The organism is Simplicispira hankyongi (assembly GCF_003570885.1).
Taxonomy (GTDB): domain Bacteria; phylum Pseudomonadota; class Gammaproteobacteria; order Burkholderiales; family Burkholderiaceae_C; genus Simplicispira; species Simplicispira hankyongi.
The window spans coordinates 55,301-76,904 of sequence record NZ_QXJC01000011.1 but is presented as its reverse complement, the minus strand read 5'-3'; the positions used below and the strand labels follow the sequence as shown (position 1 = coordinate 76,904).

Genomic DNA, 21,604 nt, shown 5'->3' with positions numbered 1-21,604 from the left:
CGCTTACTTGGCAGGCGCCGCATTGAGCGCCTTGATCACTTTGTCCGTGATGTCATTCTTGGGATTGATATAGACCGCCTGGTCAAGAATGAGGTCGTATTTTTCCTGCTCGGCGATCTGCTTGACGACCTTGTTCACACGGTCACCCATTTGCGTCAGCTCTTCGCTCTTGCGCGCGTTCAGGTCTTCCTGGAATTCGCGGCGCTTGCGCTGGAAATCACGGTCCTGGTCCACCAACTGACGCTGGCGGGTGGCCCGCTGGCTCTCGGAGAGCGTAGGCGCCTCGCGTTCGAACTTGTCGTTGGCGGCCTTGAGAGCATTGCCTTGGTCGAGCAAGTCTTTGTCGCGGCGCGAGAACTCCTGCTCAAGCTTGGCCTGTGCCGCCTTGGCGGTGTTGGCCTCACGGAAAACGCGCTCAGTGTGAACGAAGCCCGCTTTGAAATCATCAGCCTGGGCAGGCGTCCAGGCGGCAAACGTCGCCAGCGCCAACGCGCATGCGGCATAACGAGAAATATGTGTCATTAGAACGAGGTTCCGATCTGGAATTGGAGTTGTTGAATTCTATCGCCAGCAAATTTGCGTATCGGCTTGGCGTAGGCCAAGCTCAAAGGCCCAAGCGGCGAGATCCAGCTGATCCCCACACCTGTAGAGGCGCGCATTTCATTCAAACGAATGGGGTCTGAATCGCCATACACATTGCCCATGTCGAGGAAGGTAAACACGCGCAGCGTGCGGTCGTTGCCAGCCCCTGGGAAGGGAGCGATCAGTTCGGCGTTCAGCGTCACCTTCTTCGGTCCACCCAGCGATGCGCCTGTCACATCACGCGGACCCAGGGTGCCCTGATCGAAACCGCGTACCGAGCCCAAGCCGCCGGAATAGAAATTCTTGAACACCGGGAACGGGCGGCCACCAAGCCCCTTGCCCATTCCCAGCTCACCATTGAGGGCCACTGTGAACTTCTTGTTCAATGGTACGTACTGCTGGTACTGGTAGTTGGCGCGCAGATAGCGCGCATCCCCCGCGACCGACCATTCAGAATTCAGGCGCTGGTAACGGCCTGAGTTCGGTGCCAGTGCACTGTCTCGGCTGTCACGCGACCAGCCGATGGTCAGCGGCACGGCCGAGCTGCTGGCGCCATAGCGGTCTGCATAGACCAGGTAGGCCGCCGGAATGTTGGTACCCGCCTTGATGCGCGTCTGCTCCAGGCCACCACCGAAGAACACCGTATCGGTTTCGCTGAACGGCACGCCAAAACGCACACTGGCGCCCGTGGTCACCAGTTCGTAGTTACCGCCCTGGTCTTGGTACGGTTTGGCAGTACGGTAATACACGTCGAACGTGCGCGAAATACCATCCTGCGTGAAGTACGGGTTGGTGGTGCTAAGCGTCAGCGTTCGGTTGAATTTACTGGTATTGACATCGATGCCCAGGTAGTTCCCTGAGCCAAAGACATTCTCCTGCTTGACGGCAAACGAGAACGACACCTTTTCGGCACTGGAGAAACCGGCCCCCAGTTGCAGCGAGCCCGTGGGCTTTTCCTTGACTGCGATGACCAGATCCACCTGATCGGGCGCACCTGGAACCTCCACGCTCTCGACGCTGACCTCCGTGAAATAGCCCAGCCGGTCAACGCGGTCACGTGACAGGCGAATCTTCTCACCGTCGTACCATGAAGCTTCAAACTGGCGGAATTCGCGCCGCACCACCTCATCACGCGTGCGGTCGTTGCCTGAAACATTGATGCGCCGCACATAGGCGCGCCGCTGCGGGTCTGCCGTCAAGACCAGCGCCACCCGGCCGTGCTCGCGATCAATCTCCGGAACAGCCTCCACGCGGGCAAAGGCAAAACCGAAATTACCAAAATGGTCCGAAAACGCCTTGGTGGTTTCCGTGACCTCGTCGGCGTTGTAGGGCTCACCAGGCCGAATGGCGACCAGGGATTTGAATTCGTCCTCGCGGTTCAGGTAGTTGCCTTCAAGCTTGACGCTGGACACCACGAAACGCTCACCCTCGGTGACGTTGACAGTGATGGAAATGTCTTGCTTGTCAGGTGAAATCGCCACTTGCGTGGAATCGATGCGGAACTCCAGGTAACCGCGCTGCAAGTAGTAGGAGCGCAGGGTTTCCAGATCGGCGTTGAGCTTGGGCCGTGCGTAGCGGTCGGACTTGGTGTACCAGCTTAGCCAGCCACCCGTGTCCTGATCGAAAAGCCCCTTCAGCGTCGAGTCGCTGAACGCCTTGTTGCCAACAATGCGGATGTCCTTGATGCGCGCCGTCTCGCCCTCGGTCACCGTAAAAGTGAGGTTCACACGGTTGCGATCCACCGGCGTGACCGTGGTCACCACTTCGGCCGCATAAAAGCTCTTGTTGATGTATTGGCGCTTGAGCTCCTGCTCGGCGCGGTCAGCCAGCGCCTTGTCGTACGGGCGGCCATCGGTCAGGCCAATGTCGCGCATCACGTTCTTGAGCGTGTCCTTGTCGAATTCGCGCGCCCCGGCAAACTCCACGGCGGCAATCGTGGGTCGCTCCTGCACCACCACGACCAGCACATCGCCAGACGCTTCCAGACGCACATCGGTGAACAGGCCCAGGGCAAACAACGCCCGAATGGCCGCTGCGCCCTTCTCGTCGTTGTAGTCGTCGCCGACATGCACGGGCAGCGACGCAAAAACCGTTCCGGGCTCTACACGCTGCAGACCCTCCACCCGGATATCACGCACCTTGAAAGGCGCAAGCGCCCAGGCCGCCTGTGCTGCGAGAACCAGGGCCGCCACGGCCGCAACGGTCCGCACGCCAAAGCGAGGTAGTTTCTTCATCATGGAGAGAGATCGATGTCGGGTACCGCCGTATGCTTTCGCACGGGCCCGCAAGTTAGCCAAATAGCCGGGTGAAATCGTTGAACAATGCGATGGACATCATAAGCAGCAAGACCGCAATGCCGCCACGCTGCAGATTTTCCATCCAGGCTTCGGACACGCTCTTGCCTGTAATGCCCTCCCAAAGATAATACATCAGGTGGCCGCCGTCGAGCACCGGCAGTGGCAGCAGGTTCAGCACCCCGAGACTGACGCTGATCAGGGCCAGAAACGTCAGATACTGGGTCACGCCCACATGGGCTGAGCGGCCGGCGTAATCGGCAATGGTCAGTGGGCCGCTGATGTTCTTGAGGGAGGCCTGGCCAATCACCATGCGCCCCATCATCTTGAGCGAGAGTGCCGACACCTGCCAAGTGCGCTTGACCCCATTCCACAAGCCTTCCAGCGCTCCATAACGTACCGTGGTAAAGCGGGGGGGCTCGCCCACATACGCGCCAATGCGGCCAATCACCTGGCCTTCGTCGCCCACGGCATCGGGCGCCACCGTGATCTCCAGTACATGACCGCCGCGCTCGACGCTCCAGTTCTGCGCCAACGGGGCACCCGCGCTCACCGAGGCGCGGATACGTTCACGCAGTTGCTGCGCGTCGTCTATTTCCGACGGGCCGATACGCAGCACCAGATCCCCCTTTTGCAGGCCGGCGCGGGCTGCGGCGCCGTCCGCTACCAACTCGCCAATCACGGGCCGGCTCCAGGGGGTAGCAATGCCGACCTTGCGCAGCAGGTCGGCATCGGCTTGCTTGGCATCTATCTCATCGAGCGGCAGCAGCACGCTGCGCGACACGCCAGGACGGGCTTGGACCTCCAGCCGGGCAGGCAGACCATCGAGCGCACCGCGCGTCAACGTCCAGCGAAGATCCTCAAACGAGCGCACTTCGCTGGGCTGGTCGTCTCCCAATGCAATGCTCTGCACCAACTCACCGCCATGCAGCCCGGCGCGCTGGGCGATGGAGCCCTCTGGTGGGCTTGACAGGTACGCCATAGGCTCCTGCACGCCCGCCCAGTTCACCACGGCGTAGAGCAGTACCGCCAGCAGCAAATTGGCCAGCGGCCCGGCCGCCACCACGGCCGCTCGTGCGCGCAGCGGCTTGTTGTTGAACGCCAGGTGCTTTTCTTCAGGGGCTACAGGCGCCTCGCGCTCGTCGAGCATGCGCACGAAGCCGCCCAGCGGGATGGCGCCCACCACGAATTCAGTGGGCGAGCCCTTGGACTGCCAACGCAGAATCGGTTTGCCGAAACCCACCGAAAACCGCAGCACCTTGACACCGCAGGCCACCGCCACGCGGTAGTGGCCGTATTCATGCACAGCAATCAGGATGGCAAGTGCGCCAACGAAAGCAATGAAGGTCAGCATGGCTGTTTCCTCGAAACTCAGGCAGACATGCGCATGGCATGCTGCTCGGCGCTGCTGCGCGCTTTGGCATCAAGATCGAGCAGGGCGTCGAGTGAATCGGGATTGGACGAGGGGACTGCGGACAAAGTTTCAAGATTCAAGGCGTGAATCTGGTCAAAACGGATACGCCGTTCCAGAAACGCCTGCACCGCCACCTCATTCGCCGCATTGAGCACCACCGTGGTTCCGGGCGCTGCGGCCAGCGACTCCCAGGCCAGGCGCAAGCCTGGGAATCGCTCGGGATGGCCATGGTCGTCGATGGACTCAAAGGTCATGGCACTGAGTGCATGGAAATCGAGCGCTGCGGCGCCCGAGGCGACGCGTTCCGGCCAGGAGAGCCCATAGGCAATCGGCACGCGCATGTCGGGGGTGCCCATTTGTGCCACCACCGACATGTCGCGGTACTGCACCATCGAATGGATGGTGCTCTGCGGGTGGATCACCACATCGAGCTGCGCCGGCGCCAGCCCAAAGAGGTAGCGCGCCTCGATCACCTCCAGCACCTTGTTCATCATGGTGGCCGAATCCACTGAAATCTTGCGCCCCATGACCCAGTTCGGGTGCGCGCAGGCGTCTTCGGGGGTGACATCGCGCAGGCTCGCCGGCGGGCGGGAGCGAAAGGGCCCACCCGAGGCGGTCAAAATAATTTTGTCAACGCGCCCGGCCCAGGTCGCCGGGTCTTCCGGGAGCGACTGGAAAATAGCCGAATGCTCACTGTCGATCGGCAGCAAGGTGGCGCCGCCGCTGCGAACCGCCTGCAAGAAAACCTCGCCGCCCACCACCAACGCTTCCTTGTTGGCCAGCAGCAGGCGCTTGCCAGCACGCGCCGCAGCCAGACAGGGTGCCAGGCCCGCAGCACCGACGATGGCGGCCATGACGCTGTCCACCTCCGGATGAGATGCTATGGTTTCAAGAGCATCATGCGCTTGAATCACCTGCGTCGGAAGCCCATTTGACTTGATTTTTTCAGCCAATTCGCGTGCGTGAACCGCACTTGCCATGACCGCGTAGCGTGGCTGGAACTGGGCACACTGCGCCAGCAGCAGCTCCACCTGCGTGGCGGCACTGAGGGCAAACACCTCGAAACGCTCGGGGTGACGCGCGACGACGTCGAGGGTGTTTTTGCCGATTGACCCGGTCGAGCCAAGCACTGTGATACGTTGGCGCATCAGGCCACCAACGAGGTCAGCATCATGGCCAGCGGTAGCGTGGGCAACAAGGCGTCCACACGATCGAGCACGCCACCGTGACCAGGGAGCAGGTTGCTGCTGTCCTTGGCCCCGGCACTGCGCTTGACCAGCGATTCAACCAAGTCCCCCACGACACTCATGCAAGCCATGAACAATACGCCAAGCACCAGCAGCCACAGGCCCTGGCTTGCCAGGCGCGAGTAAAGGCTGGGTACGGTGGCGCCCCAATGGCGGTCCAGGACGGACCACGCCAAACCCAGCAGCAACACTCCGGCAACACCGCCCCACACGCCTTCCCAGCTCTTGCCCGGGCTGATCGAGGGGGCCAGCTTGTTTTTCGTGAAGCGCAGGCCAAAGCTGCGGCCGGTGAAATAGGCGGCGATGTCGGCCATCCAGACCAGCGTCATCACCGACAGGAGAAAGTTGATACCGATCATGCGCGCCCGCACCACCGCCAGCCACGCCAGCCAAAGGGCCAGCACGCCAGCGACAAGCCGCAGCGCCTGTGGAATGCGAGGCCAACCCGCAACCCCCGCGCGCAGCAGCCAGGCCGAGCCCAGCACCCAGGCCCCAGTCGCCACGGTCCACAGCAGCACCAAGGGGCGTAGCAGCCAGCCGGCCTGCCAAGACGCAAGGCACAGAAGCGCACAAAGGGCTGCCAGCACGAGCGATGCGGCAAACGTGCAGCCATTGAGCCGCCCCCACTCCCAGGCTGCTCCCGCCACCAGCACCAGCACCACGGCCGCAAATGCAATCGGCTGGGGGTAGAAAAGCGCCGGCAACAAAATGGCCAACAAGACCAGGGCTGTGACGATGCGCTGCTTGAGCATGGCGGTCCTTCAGGCACGCGCCAGAGCGTGCGGCTCTTGGGCAAGTTGCTCAGAAATCAGGCCAAAGCGGCGCTCGCGGCCATGGTAGGCCGCTATGGCAGTATCTAGCGCTGCCTCGTCAAACTCCGGCCAGAGCTTGTCGCTGAAAAAAAGTTCGGAATAAGCGCTTTGCCACAGCAGGAAATTGCTCAGACGCATCTCACCGCCGGTGCGAATCAAAAGGTCGGGGTCGCGCACATGCGACAGCGCCATGGCGGCGTCCAGACTGTCCGGCGTGATCGCCTCGCCGCGCGCCGCCAGGCTGGCTGCGGCCTGGGCAATATCCCAGCGGCCACCATAGTTGAAGCAAATGTTGAGCACCATGCGTGTGCAGTGTGCCGTCTGTTCCTCGGCCTGCTCCAGACCCGCACGCATGGAAGCCGTAAGGTTGGCGCGTTCGCCGACGAAATGCAGGCGAATGCCATCGCGCGCCAATTGCGACACTTCGCGCCCTATGGCCCGTGCCAGCAGCTCCATCAGGCCGGACACTTCGTCGGCCGGGCGATTCCAGTTTTCGGAGGAAAACGCGAATACGGTAAGCACCGACACGCCACGCTCGGCGCAGGCCTTAACGCAGCGGCGCAACGCATCCACGCCCTGCTTGTGGCCCGCGAGACGCGGCAGGAAACGGCGTTTTGCCCAGCGGCCATTGCCATCCATGACGATGGCGATGTGGGTGGGTGCAGCGAGGGATTGGGCCATGCAGACGGGGTGCAGCGGTGCTTTCACACCGCCATGATGTCCTGTTCCTTGGCGACCACCAAGGCGTCGATGTCCGCCACATGGCGGTCGGTGATTTTCTGAATCTCGGCCTCGGAGCGCTTCTGGTCGTCTTCGGACGCCAGCTTGTCCTTGACCATGCGCTTGACGGCTTCGTTGGCGTCGCGGCGCAGGTTGCGCACGGCGATCTTGGCCGACTCGCCCTCGTTGCGCGCCAGCTTGGTCATTTCCTTGCGGCGCTCTTCGCTCATAGGCGGCATGGGAACACGGATCAGATCGCCCAGAGATGCCGGGTTCAGACCCAGGTCGCTCTCGCGGATGGCCTTTTCGATCTTGGCCCCCATGCCCTTTTCCCACGGCTGCACGCTGATGGTGCGGGCGTCGAGCAATTGCACGTTGGCCACCTGGCTGAGTGGCACCATGGAACCGTAGTACTCCACATGGATGGAATCGAGCAGCGCGGGGCTGGCGCGGCCGGTGCGGATTTTCTGCAGGTTGTTCTTGAAGGCAACGATGGACTGGTCCATCTTGCCCTCCATGGTCTTGCGAATATCGGTTGTCATGTTCTTTCTCCTCGAAATCGGGGCCCGCGGTCGCGCAGTGCTTCAGGCATGCACCAGCGTGCCTTCGTCCAGCCCCATCACGACCCGCTTGAGTGCCCCAGGCTTGAAGATGGAAAACACCTTCACCGGAAGCTTCTGGTCGCGGCACAGAGCAAACGCGGTGGCGTCCATGATGCCCAAGTTGCGCACCATGGCCTCGTCAAAGCTCAGTGTCGCATAGCGCGTAGCCGTGGGGTCCTTGTGCGGGTCGGCGGTGTACACGCCATCCACCTTGGTGGCCTTAAGAACGAGTTCGGCGCCAATCTCGGCGCCGCGCAGCGCCGCTGCCGTGTCGGTGGTGAAAAACGGGTTGCCGGTGCCGGCGGCAAACACCACCACCTTGCCTTCTTCCAGGTACTGCAATGCCTTGGGCCGCACGTAAGGCTCAACCACTTGCTCGATGGAAATGGCCGACATCACGCGCGCCGTCAGCCCCTGCTTGTCCATGGCGTCGGCCAGCGCCAGCGCATTCATCACCGTGGCCAGCATGCCCATGTAGTCGGCTGTGGCCCGGTCCATGCCTTCGGCACCGCCCGCGACGCCGCGAAAGATATTGCCCCCACCAATCACCACCGCCACCTCGACGCCCATGCGGGTGATTTCTACCACCTCGCCCACCATGCGCACAATGGTGGCGCGGTTGATGCCAAAGGCATCGTCGCCCATCAGCGCCTCACCGGACAGCTTGAGCAAAATGCGCTTGTAGGCCGGTGTGGCAGTCGTCATGGAACGCTCCTTCTTAAGGCTTTGGTTGGTGAACAGACGTATGGACAGTGTTCAGGCGCCGGCCTTGGCAGCGGCGACCTGGGCAGCCACTTCGGCAGCAAAGTCGTCCACCTTCTTCTCGATGCCCTCGCCGACCACGTACAGAGCAAAACCCTTGACGGTGGTGGCGCGCTCTTTGAGCATCTGCTCGACGCTTTGCTTGTCGTTCTTCACGAAGGCCTGGTTGAACAGCGACACCTCCTTCAGGTACTTCTGCACGCCGCCTTCAATGCGCTTGGCCACGATTTCGTCGGACTGCACCGGCTTGCCTTCGGCTTGCGCCTTGGCTTTGTCTTCCGCAGCCTTGGCAGCGGCCACGGAGCGCTCTTTTTCAATCAGCTCGGCAGGCACATCGCTGCTGGCGAGGGCCACAGGCTTCATGGCGGCAATGTGCATCGCCACATCCTTGGCGGCAGTTTCGTCGCCTTCGTACTGCACCACCACGCCAATGCGCGTGCCGTGCAGGTAAGACGCAAGCTTGTCGCCGCCAGCAAAGCGCTGGAAACGGCGGAACGACATGTTCTCGCCAATCTTGCCAATCAGACCCTTGCGCACGTCTTCCAGCGTGGGACCGAAGCTGTCTTGTTCATACGCCAGTGCGCCCAGCGCGGCGATGTCGGCCGGGTTGTGCTTGGCAACAAGCTCGGCGGCGGCATTCGCCATGGCGATGAAACTGTCGTTCTTGCTGACGAAGTCGGTTTCGCTGTTGACTTCAACCAGCGCGCCGGTGTTGCCGTCGATGAAGCTTGCCACCACGCCCTCGGCCGTGATACGCGACGCCGCCTTGCCGGCCTTGGTGCCGAGCTTGACACGCAGCAGCTCTTCGGCCTTGACCATGTCGCCATTGGCCTCGGTCAGCGCCTTCTTGCATTCCATCATCGGGGCATCCGTCTTGCCACGCAGTTCACCCACCATGCTTGCGGTAATTGCAGCCATTCTCAGTTCTCCAAATTCAATTCAGTCGTATCAAGATAAAAAAAGGGGGCCGATTCAGCCCCGCTTTTTCTTGCGACAAACGTCGCGCGGGCAGGGGACTCTCAGGCCACGGTCTCTTGCACTTCCACGAACTCGTCAGAGCCTTCAGTGGACACCGCCTTCACCACATCGGACACCGCGTTGTTGCGACCCTCAACGACCGCATCGGCCATGGCGCGCACGTACAGGTCAACCGCTTTGGCGGAGTCGTCGTTGCCAGGAATGACGTGGTCAATGCCTTCGGGCGAATGGTTGGTATCAACCACACCAATCAACGGAATGCCGAGCTTCTTGGCTTCGGCAATGGCGATCTTGTGGAAGCCCACGTCGACCACGAAGATGGCATCGGGCAGGGCCGTCATGTCCTGGATGCCGCCGATGTCTTTTTCGAGCTTCTCGATCTCACGCGTGAACATGAGTTGCTCTTTCTTGCTCAGGGATTCAAGGCCAGCTTCCTGCTGCGCCTTCATGTCCTTGAGGCGCTTGATGGAGGTCTTGACGGTCTTGAAGTTGGTCAGCATGCCGCCCAGCCAGCGCTGGTTCACGAAAGGCACGCCAGCGCGCTGGGCTTCAGCAGCGATGGTGTCGCGGGCCTGGCGCTTGGTACCGACAAACAGCACGGTGCCGCGGTTGGCGGTGAGCTGCTGAGCGAACTTCGTCGCCTCCTGGAGCATCGGCAGCGACTTTTCCAGGTTGATGATGTGAATCTTGTTGCGGTGGCCGAAGATGTACGGGGCCATCTTGGGGTTCCAGAACCGGGTCTGGTGGCCGAAGTGAACGCCGGCTTCCAGCATTTCGCGCATGGTGACTGCCATAAAAGTACTCCAAAGGTTGGGTCTAAAATCCAGTCCGACATCGCGGCCTGCCACTTCATTCGCTGGCACGACCGCAACACCTTGGCGGGACTGGTTTGCTATTGTTTTCGCTGAGGTTTAACGCTCTGCAAAACCCAAGGATTCTAGCATAGGCATGGCAAAAGACCTTGACAGCACGCTGCGCCTGCTGCACACAGGCGCCACCAGCGCCAGTGCGGAAATGCAAACCTGCATCGCCCGCGCGCGAGCGCCGGAATGCCACCACGCATTTTCGCTTTCTTTATTTGATGAGGCGCTGCAGACGGCCGCATCGCCCTCGCTGGCGCACCGCCCCCTGGCTGGTTTGGCGGTATCGGTCAAAGACCTGTTTGGCATGCAGGGCATCACCAGCATGGCGGGCTCCACCGTGCTGGCGACCGAGCCGCCCGCCCTGCAAGACGCCCCCGCCGTGGCGCGCCTGCGTGCCGCTGGCGGCGTGGTCGTGGGCCGCACGCACATGGTGGAATTCGCTTTTTCGGGCGTCGGCACCAACCCTCACTACGGCACCCCGGCTGCCTTTGACGGGCGTTTTGGCGCCCTGCCCGGGCCGGCGCGCGTGCCCGGAGGCTCTTCATCGGGGGCCGCTGTGTCGGTGGCGACTGGTGCTGCCTTCATCGGCCTGGGCTCGGACACCGGCGGCTCGATTCGCATTCCTGCAGCGCTGTGTGGCATCGTCGGCTTCAAGAGCACGGCGCGCCTGGTGCCGACCGAAGGCGCCGTGCCGCTCTCCACCACCCTGGACACGGCCTGCGCCATGACCCGTTCGGTCCGGGATGCCGTGCTGGCGCACGAAATTCTGGCGGCCCGGCGCATCACACGCAGTGCGGCGCCGCTGTCGATGTGGCGCCTCGCCGTGCCCGGCGGCGTGTTTCTGGACGGACTGGACGCCACCGTGCGCACGGCGTTTGAGCGCAGCATCGCGCAACTGCGCGCCGCCGGCGCCCACATTGAAGCAATTGAGCTGCGGCAAGCCGAGGAACTGTCAGGGCTGCAGGTGCGCGGAAGCTTTGCCGCCGCCGAGGCCTTCGCCTGGCACCGCCACCGCTTGGCCCGGCACGCTGCGGCCTACGACCCGCGGGTGCGCGTGCGCATCGAGCGCGGCGCCACTATGTCTGCCGCCGACTACATTGATCTGTTGCAGGCGCGAGCCGGCTGGATTTCCAGCGTAGAGGCGGCCATCGCCGGCTTCGACGCCCTGCTCTCCCCGACGGTGCCCCTCGTCGCACCGCCTATTGCCAGCGTGGCGCCGGCCAATGGCCAGGATGCCGCGCAGGACGCTGTGCGCGACGCCGAGTTCCAGCGCGTCAACGCCTTGCTGCTGCGCAACACCAGCGTCGTCAACATGCTCGACGGCTGCGCCCTGTCGCTGCCCTGCCATGTGCGCGGCGAGTTGCCGGTGGGCCTGATGGTCTGGCACGGCGCACTGCACGACGACGCAGTGCTCAATATTGGCCTTCGTGCCGAAGAATTGCTCCAAAAACAATAGCTATCAGCGCTTACTAAATAAGCGTTAGAAGCCAAAAACCCTTAAATTTATGAAGATAGCGATCGTGGGCGCCGGCGTGGTCGGCGTCTCAAGCGCGTACGAACTCGCGCGCGCAGGGCATGCGGTGACGGTGTTCGAGCGCCGCTCCAGCGTGGCCGAAGAATCGAGCTTTGCGCCAGGGGCTGTACTGGGCGCCGGCTTGCTCGCGCCCTGGGCCATGCCAGGCGCCATGGCAGCGCCCAGCCTGGTGGGTTCCGGCATCCGGGTGCGCACGCGCGGCGCCACTGTGGCCGAGCTGCGCTGGCTTTGGAACTGGCGCAGTGCAGCGCGCGCTGCTTTGCGCAGCAGCGAGCCCTCGCCCGCCATGCGTGCGCTGGCAAAGCTCGCGCAGTTCAGCCAGCAGTGCTTTCTGGAGACCACCGAGGCTCTGGAACTTGATCTGGAACGCAGCCAGGGTGCACTGGTGCTGCTGCAAGATGAGCAGGGCGCGGCACCCTTGCGCGCGGCCGTGACGGCCCTGCGCGATGCTGGCACGGCGCTGCATGAAATCGGTGCCGAGGCCGCGCGCCACATCGAACCCGGCCTGGCAGAGGCCGAGCGCCTGACCATCGCACTGCACCTGCCACAGGCCGAGGCGGCCAACTGCCGCCAGTTCACCAGCGCTCTGCGCCAGGCGGCGCAGCGCCTGGGCGTGGTGTTCGAGTTTCAGGCCGAGGTCGCCCGCTTGAGTCCATCCAGCGCTCGCATGGCGCTGCATCTTCAGGGCGAGACCCAGCCGCGCCCATTTGATGCCGCCGTACTGTGCACCGGCGCCCACACCGCACGTCTGGCGGAGCCGCTCGGCCTGCACCTCGGTCTGGTGGCGCTCTGGGGCAGCTCGCTCACCGCGCCGCTGCGCGAAGACGCCGCCGCGCCGCAAGGTGTCGTGATCGATGTGGCGCGGCAGGTGACGATCGCGCGCCTGGGCCAGCGCGTGCGTGTGGCCGGTGGCGCAGAACTCGGGCAAAGCGACGGCACGCCCCACCCGGCCACCGTGCGCCAGCTCCACGAAGCGCTGGACGCCTGGTTCCCTGGCAGCACGCAGCGCGCTGGCATGCAGCTGTGGCGCGGCGCACGGCCCATGCGCCCAGGCGGCCTGCCTGCGCTAGGGGCTAGCGGCGTGCCCGGTCTCTGGCTCAATTTGGGCCACGGCGGCTATGGGTGGTCGCTCGCCAGCGGCTGCGCACGCCTGCTGTCCGAGATGCTGAGCGGGCAGACGTGCGCATGGGCAGCGAGCGAACTGGCGCATTTTTCCGCCGCCAAAGCTTGAGCCGGTAACGCCAAGCGCGCAACCCGCACGCCCATAATGGCGCGCATGCTGCGCATCCTGCCTGACCGGCCCCACGCCCTGCACGACCTTGCCGCCACGCGCGCCCTGGAACAGGCCGCAGCGGCGGGTCTGCCCGAACACACGCTGATGCAGCGCGCAGGCCTGGCCACCGCGCAGCTCGCCCTGGCGCTCGCGCCGCACGCGCGCAAGGTGTGGATCGTCTGCGGGCCAGGCAACAACGGCGGCGACGGGCTGGAAGCCGCCCTGCACCTGCACAACCCCACCCGCCAGGTCACGGTGACCTGGTTGGGCAACGATACCCACGTGCCGCCCGACGCACGCCGCTCGCTTGAGCGCGCGCGCAGCGCCGGCGTGTGCTTTGCCGACGGCCCCGCTACGGCCCTGACCGAGCGCGACTTGTGCATCGACGCGCTGCTGGGCATTGGCCTTGCGCCCGGGGATGCTTCGCGCCCGCCGCCTGAGCGTTGGCGCGCCCTGCTGCACCAGTTGCGCGCCGGCCCAGCCCCCTTGCTGTGTGTGGATGTGCCCAGCGGCCTGCAGACCGACACCGGCGCCTGGGCAGAAGGATTCGCGCCGGGTATCCCCCCGGGGGCGCTCTGCCACACCCTCTCGCTCCTCACGCTCAAACCCGGCCTTTTCACTGCACAAGGGCGCGATGCCGCTGGTACCGTATGGCTCGATCGATTGGGCGTCTCTCCAGAGGATGCCCGTGCCTGCGCCTGGCTGGCCGGCCCGCCCGAACACAGCCCCCGCCCCCACGCCAGCCACAAGGGCAGCTTTGGCGACGTTGCCATCGTCGGCGGCGAAGGCCTGGCGCGACGCGGCATGGGCATGGAAGGCGCGGCCCTGCTCGCCGCCACGGCCGCATTGCACGCAGGTGCCGGGCGGGTGCTGGTGGCCCTGTTGGACGGCGGCGCATTGCATGCGGCCAACTCGACGCCTGAACTGATGCAGCGCCACTTCGAGGCCCTGGAACTGGGCCAACTGACGGTGGTCTGCGGCTGCGGCGGCGGCGAAGCGGTAATCGAGGTGCTGCCGCCCGTACTCACTCAGGCCGCTCGCCTGGTGCTGGATGCCGATGCGCTGAATGCCATCGCACGCGACACCAAGCTGCAAACCGCCCTGGCCCAGCGCGCGGCACACGGCCTGCCCACCATCCTGACGCCCCACCCACTGGAAGCCGCCCGCCTGCTGGGCTGCAGCGCTGCCAGCGTGCAGGCCGACCGACTCACCGCAGCGCACACGCTGGCGCAGCGCTTTGGCTGCGTTTGTGTGCTCAAGGGCTCGGGCAGCATCGTGGCGCCCCCCGGGGAAGCCCCCTCCTTCATCAACCCCACGGGGAACGCCCGATTGGCCACGGCGGGCACGGGCGATGTACTGGCCGGCATGGTGGGCGCGCGCCTTGCCGCTGGCGACGCCCCACTCGCCGCGGCGCGCCATGCGGTGTTCGTGCATGGCCGCCTGGCCGACGGCTGGCCCGGCGGCACAAGCTTGGTCGCCAGCGCATTGGCCTGCGCGCCAAATTTTAAGTAAAAATAGGCACTAGCGCTTATCCCATATGCGCTAGCAGCTCCTAAAAATATAGCGAAACGTGCGCAAACGGAGGTCTGCGCTTCAGCTCCGGCGTGACTTGCCCTTGCCGGTACGCGCCGGCGCCTGGGTCAGCAGGGCAGCCTGCTGCCGCGATTTGCCTCCCGATGCGGGCGCGGAAGATGCAACGCGCCCGGCCTTGCGGCTCACGGGTGGTACATCGTCCGCATCACTGCGGGAACGCGCCGGCTTATCGCTCTTTTTGCTGCCGTTTTTCCCGCCGCTTCGGTCGCCAGCGCCGCGCGGCGCCAGCGCCTCGCCTTCATGCACCAGGCGGAAATCGATGCGGCGGCCATCAAGATCGACCCGGCTGACCTGCACGCGTACGCGCGAGCCGATGGCGTAGCGGGTACCGCTGCGCTCGCCGCGCAGTTCCTGGCGCGCCTCGTCGAACTTGAAGTAGTCGCCGCCCAGCTCGGTGATGTGCACCAGGCCTTCGACGTACATCGCGTCCAGCGTGACGAAGATGCCGAAGCTGGTGACGGACGACACCACGCCGCCGTATTCCTCGCCCAGGTGCTCGCGCATGTACTTGCACTTGAGCCAGGCCTCGACATCGCGGCTGGCCTCGTCGGCACGGCGTTCGTTGGCGCTGCAGTGCAGGCCCGCCGCTTCCCACGATTGCGTTTCCGCCAGCGCAGCGCCCGTTTCCTTCTTGCGCGGCACGGCGCCGGGCCGGGGGACGCGCGCTGCCAGGCGCTTGGCCAACTTGGCATGCGCTTCACCCGGCATCGGCAGCATGGGCAGGCGGTACTTTGTATTGCCCAGAATCGACTTGATGACGCGGTGCACCAGCAGGTCGGGGTAGCGGCGAATCGGGCTCGTGAAGTGGGTGTACGCCTCGAACGCCAGACCAAAGTGGCCGCTGTTGATGGGCGTGTAGATGGCCTGCTGCATGGAGCGCAGCAGCATGGTGTGGATTTGCTGGGCGTCCGGCCGGTCTTTGGTGGCTTCGGCAATCGCCTGGAACTCGGACGGTGCCGGGTTGTCGCTGATGGTCATGCCCACCGCCATGGCCTTCAGGTAGCTGCGCAGGATGTCCTGCTTCTCGGGCGTCGGGCCTTCGTGCACCCGGTACAGGCCATGCTGCTTGCCCTGGGCGATGAAGTCGGCACTGCAAACGTTGGCCGCCAGCATGGCCTCTTCGATCAGCTTGTGGGCGTCGTTGCGCGTGCGTGGGATGATTTTCTCGATGCGCCCGTTGTCGTCGCAGACGATCTGCGTCTCGGTGGTTTCAAAGTCCACCGCACCGCGCTCGCGCCGCGCTATCAACAGTGCGCGGTACACATCGTGCAGGTTGAGCAGATCAGGCACGCGCTCTTTGCGTTTCGCCGCCTCTGGGCCGCGCGTGTTCGCCAGAATCGCCGCAACCTCTGTATAGGTGAAGCGGGCGTGGCTGAACATCACCGCCGGGTAGAACTGGTAGGCGTGTACTTCGCCTTTGGCCGTGATCAGCATGTCGCAGACCATGCACAAACGCTCGACCTCGGGGTTCAGCGAGCACAGGCCGTTGGAGAGCTTCTCGGGCAGCATCGGAATGACGCGGCGCGGGAAATACACGCTGGTTGCGCGGTCGTAGGCGTCGATGTCGATGGCGCTGCCGGTCTGCACGTAGTGGCTCACGTCGGCAATCGCAACCAGCAGGCGCCAGCCCTTGCCGCGCCCCACCTTCGCCGGCTCGCAGTACACGGCGTCGTCAAAATCGCGTGCGTCTTCGCCGTCAATGGTGACGAGCGGGACATCGGTCAGGTCGATGCGGTGCTTCTTGTCCTGCGGCCGCACCTTATCGGGCAGCGCGCCAGCCTCGGCCAGGCACCCCTCAGAAAATTCATGCGGCACGCCGTACTTGCGCACGGCGATTTCGATTTCCATGCCGGGGTCGTCCACCTCGCCGAGCACCTCGGTGATGCGGCCCACAGGCTGGCCATAGAGCGCGGGTGGCTCGGTCAGTTGCACGACCACCACTTGGCCCGGCTGCGCATCGGCAAGCGCCCCCTTGGGGATGAGCACGTCTTGCCCGTAGCGCTTGTCTTCAGGCGCAACGATCCACACGCCGCTTTCTTGCAGCAGCCGCCCGATCAGCGGTTGCGCGGGCCGCTCGATGATTTCAACCACCCGCCCCTCGGGACGGCCACGCCGGTCCTGGCGCACGATACAGACACGCACGCGGTCTTTGTGCAACACCGCGCGCATCTCGTTTGGGGGAAGAAAAATGTCAGACAGGCCATCGTCGCGCAGGACAAAACCGTGGCCATCGCGGTGCCCTTGAACCGTGCCTTCAAATTCGTCGGTAGGCTGGTTTGCGGGCAATTTTTCACTCATTTTTTTGCTATACAATCTCGTTCTTTCCTGAAATGCCCAGGTGGCGGAATTGGTAGACGCACTAGTTTCAGGTACTAGCGAGTAACATCGTGGAGGTTCGAGTCCTCTCCTGGGCACCAAGTTTAACGAGAAGCCGCTGCGTAAGCGGCTTTTTTGTTGTTATTCGCTCCATTGGCGCATGAATCTTGGGTTCATTGCTATAAAATTCAGGCATTCGAGTTCAAGCCCAGATGGCGGAATTGGTAGACGCACTAGTTTCAGGTACTAGCGAGTAACATCGTGGAGGTTCGAGTCCTCTTCTGGGCACCAAGCAAAAAGCCGCTGCAATCATTGCAGCGGCTTTTTTATTGGAACGTCGAGACTAAGCGCGCATCAGCGCCTTCAACGCGTTTTGCAGCCGGCGAGCGGCGCCCGCCTCGCTCGGCGTTGCCAGCAGCGCAGCCACATCCTGCGTCCAGGTCTCGGCCGGCGCTGCTTCATTGCGGCGCGTAAGCAGCTGCAATTGCAGCATCCGGCGGGCCGGTAGCTGCTCGGCGGGCGTTGGCACTTCGGCGGCAATTTCAAGCCTGAGCAGCAGATCCGCTGCGGGCACCTTGGGCTTGGGTTGCGGTGCTTGCGACAGCGCCTGCACCCAGAGGTTGCGCGCAGCTGCGTTCACGGCGCGGCCAAATTCCTGCGTGGATGGGATCTGCGAGGCATCGCGTGCATCCCAGGCGGCCAGCAAATGCGCCAGCGCTTCACCATGCGCTTGGGCAGCGAGTTTGCGCAGCGCCGCCTGCGCGTGCTCCAGTGCCTCGCGCTGCGCCCGGAACGCGGCATCACCCAGCCGCGGCCCACGGTCGGCAAATTCTGCACGCTCACCAAAGCGCCCGGATGGCCGGCCCATGCCCGGCGCGCCATCGCGCGGTCCCCGGGCATCGCGGCGTTCGCCCGGCCTGGCGCCCCGGCCTGGTGCTGCCGGCACATCCTTCTTCATACCCGGCCGGTCGTCACCGCGTACGGCCACGACAGGGCGTGGCACGGCCCGTAGTGCTTGCGCAGCAGCCTGTTCACCTTGCACGCCAGCTTCGCGTTCTGCGGCGGCATCCATCGGAGAAGACGCTGGAGAAGCGTCTTGCGCCTGTCCTTCTGCGCTGCCAACACCACTGCCTGAGGCCTTGGTCGGTGCCTCAGGGGCATGCGCGGTAGCCTGTTCGGCGGCATGGGCCGCCTGACCACGCAAAGCAGCCTCCAAAGCAGCCACGGCAGCGCGAATCGCCTGGACGTCACCGCCAGCGTTGGCGGCTTCCAGAGCCTTGGAGGCTTCGAGCACGGCTTTGTCGTGTGCGCTCGTCTGCTCTGCGCCGCGCTCGCGATCGGCCGTCTTGCGATTGAAGGCCTCGTCAATGGGCTTGCGGAATGCGTCCCAAAGCTTTTGCTCCTGGCGTCGCTCCATCGGCACGGCTTGTGCCTCGGCTTGCCAGCGTTGCTGCAGAGCCTTGACGGCGTCGATGCGCAGCATGGGCGCGGCACCCAGCACTGCCGCCTCCTCAATCATGGCCTGGCGTCGACCCAAGCTGGCTGCTTGCGCGGCTTCAAACGGCGCAGCCGCCGCGTCCATGGCCCGCTTCCACTGGGGCAGCAGTTCGGCCAGCAGCTTCTCGCCCACATGCCCGCCCTCACGCCAGCGGGCGCCAAATTGCTGCAGTCCGCGCAAAACAGACTTCCAATCGGTATTGGTGGCGTTCTGCTCGCCCCAGGCCTGGAGTTCGGCAATCAGGGCCAAGCGCTGCGCCTTGTGCTCGGCTGCGTCAGCGCGCACTTTCTCCAGCCAAGCTTCCACCACCTTGTGTGCTTCGTTGCACGCCTCGTCGAATTTCTTCCATAGGCCATGGTTGGGCGCACCACCCTGATCGGCCTGCTTCCATTGCTCGCGCAACTGGCGCAGGCTCTCTTGCATCTTGCGCCCGCCCAGGGCCTGGCCATCCGGGCGATTGAGCAAGCCATGCGCCTTGGCAATGAGGTCTTCGCGGACCTGGTCAGAGCTCCAGCGCTGCCAGCCTTCGAGCTCGCCCGCCGCCACCAAACCCGCGTGCACGCGCTGCTCCAGCGCTGCGTCGATATGCCGGCCATGCTGCTTGAGCACGGCACGCAATGCCGCGGCAGCGCCAGAACTGGCTTTGCCGTGGCCCTGCGCCGTTTCCTGCTCCAACTTGGCGAGCGCCTCAGACACCTTGGCCACCGATTGGGCGACGATCGCCGGGTCTGTTCGGGGCTTCGCAGGACGCGGAGCGCTCGCTTCGGCCGCAGCCGGAGCCTCGCCACGCGCGGCGCGCAATTCGTCGGCCCACAAAGGGACCGCCGGCAGCGGTGCCTGCGCATCTGCCGCCGCAGCCGCGGCCTGGGCGATGGCGGCCTGGAACGCGTCCCAGACAACGAGCAGTTGCGCACGCGACGTATCAAGGAGCGGAGGAAAGCGCGCCTCCACGCTTGGCCAGCTGGCGTCGCTCGCCAAGGCCTGCGCCTGGTCCTGCCAGTTCTGTACGTCAGCCTGCAGCGCCTCACGCACCGCGTGGGCATCCTGCCAGGATTTGGTCGACAGCACTTCAATGCGCTGGGCAAGCAGCACCGCGGCCTCGCGCTGCACCTGCACGCGGTGCTGGAGGTCTTCAATCACCTTGATGCGCTCGGTCAAAGCCGTCTTAAGCTCGGCCAGCGGTTCGCGTGAGAGCGGCGCACCGGCCTTGGCGGCGTCGCGCTGCCAGGCCATGGCGTCGGCGATATTGAGTTTGGAGGCTGCCAGCAGCGCAGTGGCCTTTTCTGCCCATTCGGCAGCAATCAGCTCCTGGCTTTTGGCTCGGCGAATTTCATCCAGACGTTCGCGCACCGCACGCGCAGCGCCTTTGTCGCGGCCACTCAGCTCCTTGAAGACTTCCTGGAGCTGCGCCGGCTCGGGCTGTGAGACCAACCACTCGCGAATTCGGGCGGCGCGCTCACCAGAGGTTGCAGCAGAAAAGGCTCCACCAGTCAGCCCGTCCAGGGGATGCACGGGCGCCGCCGGTGCCGGCGTGGGGGTGAGATCAGGGGCGTCGGACATCTTGTTGCGCAAAGAAAAAGGAAACATGAGCAGATGGAGGCAATGGCGTACAAGTGCTCGCCAGCCAAACAAAGAAATAAGAACAGAGGGCACGCCATTGCGTGCATGGGCCTATTTTCACCGCGTTTTGGTTCGACTCCCCAATTTCCGGACTTTCAGACCAGCGCCCGCTGCCTGCACCTGCCTCGCAGAGGCCGCCAGGCGGAGCGATGCAAGCACCGTGAAGACTTCAAGACTCTTGTCGGCACGGGCCAAATCAGCGGTTTCATACAGCTATTTAATAACAAACAAAGCTATTAAATTACAATGTTAGTGTTGACCTGGCATTTGATGCCCTCCTAGAATCCGCGATCTTGGCGCCAACGCTAAGTACAAACCCCAGTTCCGCTGCCGATCTCGGCTAAGTCAAAACGGTCCAGTGCTACACGCCAGGCACGAATTTGATGGCGTACCAATCAGGTGAACATCGCGAACGCGAGACCTTGTGTCTGTGCGAACCGCGACAGTACCGCCGAAAGGAAGCTATGACAGCGACAGGAAAGTTGGCCGCGGCCTTGCGTGTGATGGCAAACACCTTGACCAACGTCTTTTTGAAAACGACCCACAACAGCTTTGCGCTGCTCGGACTCGCCGTGGCCTGCTTGGCCATCATGCTGGCAGCACGCCCCGATTTGCGTGCCCAAGGCGAAGTGCAACTGCGCAGCTGGCTTGAAGCGCGCCAGAGCGTGGCACCAGAAGCGGACGACGCACTAGATATAGAGGAGCCGAGCGAACGGGTGCTGGCAACAGATCCGCAAGGCCTGCCCAAGGAGCAGGCACGCGTGGCCTATTGGCTCAGCAAGAAATACAACGTGGCGCCTGAGCCACTGAGCTTGCTGGTCAGCGAGGCCTATGAAATTGGCAGCAAGACCAAGCTCGATCCGACGCTCATTCTGGCCATCATGGCCATTGAGTCGAGCTTCAATCCCTTTGCCCAGAGCCCGGTCGGCGCACAAGGCCTGATGCAGGTGATGACCCGCGTACACACCGACAAGTATGAGAGTGTGGGCGGGCATCTCGCAGCCTTTGACCCTGTCACCAATTTGCGGGTCGGCGTACAGGTGCTGCAAGAATGCATCCGCCGCGCCGGCTCCCTCGAAGGCGGCTTGCGTTACTACGTGGGCGCCGCCAATATTGAAAGCGATGGCGGCTATGCCGCCAAGGTGATGGCCGAGCACTTCCGCTTGCGCCAGGTAGCCGCCGGGCGCAGCACGCGCACCGCACCTTCCGCCGCCGGCACCTTGACCACCAAGGCCGTGACGCCTGCTGCGCCGGCTCCTGCCATCCCGGCCGCAGCCAGCACCGACAAAGTCGCCCTGCTCTCCGCACTCTGAGCAAGTCGGCCCAGGGTCTCAGGTAAACTCGCGGGGTACGCGACTGGCGATAGGCGCGGCCCCAAGGGCCGTCGCTGACGTGGAAACCAGCAAGGCGCTGTCCTTGTGAACCACCGGGAAGCGTGCCGCACGGGCCCCCGTCCGCTGCGTTCCGCCGTTCGCCTGGGCAGCCCTTGATTCAAG

General features: G+C 64.0%; 16 protein-coding genes, 2 tRNA genes and 1 riboswitch. Of the genes, 6 read left to right on the top strand and 12 right to left on the bottom strand.

Features of this window, described 5'->3' with window-relative positions; translation table 11 throughout:
* Nucleotides 1-3 precede the first annotated feature (3 nt).
* From D3F03_RS16145 to rpsB, 10 genes are all read right to left on the bottom strand, one after another.
* Nucleotides 4-522: an OmpH/Skp family outer membrane protein gene (locus tag D3F03_RS16145; protein ID WP_119110469.1), complete on the bottom strand. Its 519-nt coding sequence runs from the start codon at nucleotides 520-522 to the stop codon at nucleotides 4-6.
* Nucleotides 522-2,819, bottom strand: a complete 2,298-nt coding sequence (bamA, locus tag D3F03_RS16140) for an outer membrane protein assembly factor BamA (protein ID WP_119110468.1) — start codon at nucleotides 2,817-2,819, stop codon at nucleotides 522-524. Before bamA ends, D3F03_RS16145 begins: the two co-directional genes overlap by 1 nt.
* A gap of 52 nt (nucleotides 2,820-2,871) precedes the next feature.
* The gene (gene rseP, locus D3F03_RS16135; RefSeq protein ID WP_119110467.1) at nucleotides 2,872-4,230 is read right to left on the bottom strand and encodes an RIP metalloprotease RseP; all 1,359 of its coding nucleotides are present in this window, start codon (nucleotides 4,228-4,230) and stop codon (nucleotides 2,872-2,874) included.
* 17 nt (nucleotides 4,231-4,247) lie between these two features.
* On the bottom strand, nucleotides 4,248-5,438 hold the full coding sequence (ispC, locus tag D3F03_RS16130; RefSeq protein WP_119110466.1) for a 1-deoxy-D-xylulose-5-phosphate reductoisomerase: 1,191 nt from the start codon (nucleotides 5,436-5,438) through the stop codon (nucleotides 4,248-4,250).
* On the bottom strand, nucleotides 5,438-6,289 hold the full coding sequence (locus D3F03_RS16125) for a phosphatidate cytidylyltransferase (RefSeq protein WP_119110465.1): 852 nt from the start codon (nucleotides 6,287-6,289) through the stop codon (nucleotides 5,438-5,440). Before D3F03_RS16125 ends, ispC begins: the two co-directional genes overlap by 1 nt.
* Before the next feature lie 9 nt (nucleotides 6,290-6,298).
* Nucleotides 6,299-7,030 carry a polyprenyl diphosphate synthase gene (uppS, locus tag D3F03_RS16120; RefSeq protein ID WP_119110495.1) on the bottom strand — a complete coding sequence of 244 codons (732 nt, stop codon included), beginning with the start codon at nucleotides 7,028-7,030 and terminating at the stop codon, nucleotides 6,299-6,301.
* A gap of 23 nt (nucleotides 7,031-7,053) precedes the next feature.
* Nucleotides 7,054-7,611: a ribosome recycling factor gene (gene frr, locus D3F03_RS16115; protein ID WP_119110464.1), complete on the bottom strand. Its 558-nt coding sequence runs from the start codon at nucleotides 7,609-7,611 to the stop codon at nucleotides 7,054-7,056.
* A 42-nt stretch (nucleotides 7,612-7,653) separates the two neighbouring features.
* A complete protein-coding gene (pyrH, locus tag D3F03_RS16110) occupies nucleotides 7,654-8,376 on the bottom strand; it encodes a UMP kinase (protein WP_119110463.1) in 723 nt (240 codons plus the stop codon).
* Between the two features lie 51 nt (nucleotides 8,377-8,427).
* Entirely contained in the window at nucleotides 8,428-9,351 is a 924-nt protein-coding gene (gene tsf / locus D3F03_RS16105; RefSeq protein ID WP_119110462.1) for a translation elongation factor Ts, read from the bottom strand.
* 101 nt (nucleotides 9,352-9,452) lie between these two features.
* Nucleotides 9,453-10,205 carry a 30S ribosomal protein S2 gene (gene rpsB / locus D3F03_RS16100; protein WP_119110461.1) on the bottom strand — a complete coding sequence of 251 codons (753 nt, stop codon included), beginning with the start codon at nucleotides 10,203-10,205 and terminating at the stop codon, nucleotides 9,453-9,455.
* Between the two features lie 154 nt (nucleotides 10,206-10,359).
* On the opposite strand from rpsB, the gene D3F03_RS16095 reads away from it, so the two are divergent.
* Genes D3F03_RS16095 through D3F03_RS16085 form a run of 3 tightly spaced genes read left to right on the top strand, consistent with a single transcriptional unit; the run spans nucleotide 10,360 to nucleotide 14,593 of the window.
* A complete protein-coding gene (locus D3F03_RS16095) occupies nucleotides 10,360-11,730 on the top strand; it encodes an amidase (RefSeq protein ID WP_119110460.1) in 1,371 nt (456 codons plus the stop codon).
* Nucleotides 11,731-11,779: 49 nt separating this feature from the next.
* Nucleotides 11,780-13,039, top strand: a complete 1,260-nt coding sequence (locus D3F03_RS16090; RefSeq protein WP_119110459.1) for an FAD-dependent oxidoreductase — start codon at nucleotides 11,780-11,782, stop codon at nucleotides 13,037-13,039.
* 45 nt (nucleotides 13,040-13,084) lie between these two features.
* The gene (locus tag D3F03_RS16085; RefSeq protein WP_119110458.1) at nucleotides 13,085-14,593 is read left to right on the top strand and encodes an NAD(P)H-hydrate dehydratase; all 1,509 of its coding nucleotides are present in this window, start codon (nucleotides 13,085-13,087) and stop codon (nucleotides 14,591-14,593) included.
* A gap of 81 nt (nucleotides 14,594-14,674) precedes the next feature.
* On the opposite strand, the gene rnr is transcribed toward D3F03_RS16085, so the two are convergent.
* Complete coding sequence (gene rnr / locus D3F03_RS16080) at nucleotides 14,675-16,972, bottom strand: ribonuclease R (protein WP_119110457.1); 2,298 nt, start codon at nucleotides 16,970-16,972, stop codon at nucleotides 14,675-14,677.
* A gap of 34 nt (nucleotides 16,973-17,006) precedes the next feature.
* Between rnr and D3F03_RS16075 the strand changes: the two genes are divergently transcribed.
* Together D3F03_RS16075 and D3F03_RS16070 are read left to right on the top strand one after the other, a co-directional pair.
* A tRNA-Leu gene (locus D3F03_RS16075) sits at nucleotides 17,007-17,091 on the top strand.
* Nucleotides 17,092-17,196: 105 nt separating this feature from the next.
* Nucleotides 17,197-17,281, top strand: a tRNA-Leu gene (locus D3F03_RS16070).
* A gap of 52 nt (nucleotides 17,282-17,333) precedes the next feature.
* Here D3F03_RS16070 and D3F03_RS16065 read toward each other — a convergent pair.
* Nucleotides 17,334-20,075, bottom strand: a complete 2,742-nt coding sequence (locus tag D3F03_RS16065) for a DUF349 domain-containing protein (RefSeq protein ID WP_119110456.1) — start codon at nucleotides 20,073-20,075, stop codon at nucleotides 17,334-17,336.
* A 497-nt stretch (nucleotides 20,076-20,572) separates the two neighbouring features.
* Between D3F03_RS16065 and D3F03_RS16060 the strand changes: the two genes are divergently transcribed.
* Nucleotides 20,573-21,421, top strand: a complete 849-nt coding sequence (locus D3F03_RS16060) for a lytic transglycosylase domain-containing protein (protein ID WP_119110455.1) — start codon at nucleotides 20,573-20,575, stop codon at nucleotides 21,419-21,421.
* Between the two features lie 29 nt (nucleotides 21,422-21,450).
* A riboswitch (ZMP/ZTP riboswitch) is annotated at nucleotides 21,451-21,596 on the top strand.
* Nucleotides 21,597-21,604 lie beyond the last annotated feature (8 nt).

Coding starts and splice junctions, on each gene's coding strand:
- D3F03_RS16145 (WP_119110469.1), bottom strand. CDS start 522: ATGACACATATTTCTCGTTATGCCGCATGCGCGTTGGCGCTGGCGACG.
- bamA (WP_119110468.1), bottom strand. CDS start 2,819: ATGATGAAGAAACTACCTCGCTTTGGCGTGCGGACCGTTGCGGCCGTG.
- rseP (WP_119110467.1), bottom strand. CDS start 4,230: ATGCTGACCTTCATTGCTTTCGTTGGCGCACTTGCCATCCTGATTGCT.
- ispC (WP_119110466.1), bottom strand. CDS start 5,438: ATGCGCCAACGTATCACAGTGCTTGGCTCGACCGGGTCAATCGGCAAA.
- D3F03_RS16125 (WP_119110465.1), bottom strand. CDS start 6,289: ATGCTCAAGCAGCGCATCGTCACAGCCCTGGTCTTGTTGGCCATTTTG.
- uppS (WP_119110495.1), bottom strand. CDS start 7,030: ATGGCCCAATCCCTCGCTGCACCCACCCACATCGCCATCGTCATGGAT.
- frr (WP_119110464.1), bottom strand. CDS start 7,611: ATGACAACCGATATTCGCAAGACCATGGAGGGCAAGATGGACCAGTCC.
- pyrH (WP_119110463.1), bottom strand. CDS start 8,376: ATGACGACTGCCACACCGGCCTACAAGCGCATTTTGCTCAAGCTGTCC.
- tsf (WP_119110462.1), bottom strand. CDS start 9,351: ATGGCTGCAATTACCGCAAGCATGGTGGGTGAACTGCGTGGCAAGACG.
- rpsB (WP_119110461.1), bottom strand. CDS start 10,205: ATGGCAGTCACCATGCGCGAAATGCTGGAAGCCGGCGTTCACTTCGGC.
- D3F03_RS16095 (WP_119110460.1), top strand. CDS start 10,360: ATGGCAAAAGACCTTGACAGCACGCTGCGCCTGCTGCACACAGGCGCC.
- D3F03_RS16090 (WP_119110459.1), top strand. CDS start 11,780: ATGAAGATAGCGATCGTGGGCGCCGGCGTGGTCGGCGTCTCAAGCGCG.
- D3F03_RS16085 (WP_119110458.1), top strand. CDS start 13,085: ATGCTGCGCATCCTGCCTGACCGGCCCCACGCCCTGCACGACCTTGCC.
- rnr (WP_119110457.1), bottom strand. CDS start 16,972: ATGAGTGAAAAATTGCCCGCAAACCAGCCTACCGACGAATTTGAAGGC.
- D3F03_RS16065 (WP_119110456.1), bottom strand. CDS start 20,075: ATGTTTCCTTTTTCTTTGCGCAACAAGATGTCCGACGCCCCTGATCTC.
- D3F03_RS16060 (WP_119110455.1), top strand. CDS start 20,573: ATGACAGCGACAGGAAAGTTGGCCGCGGCCTTGCGTGTGATGGCAAAC.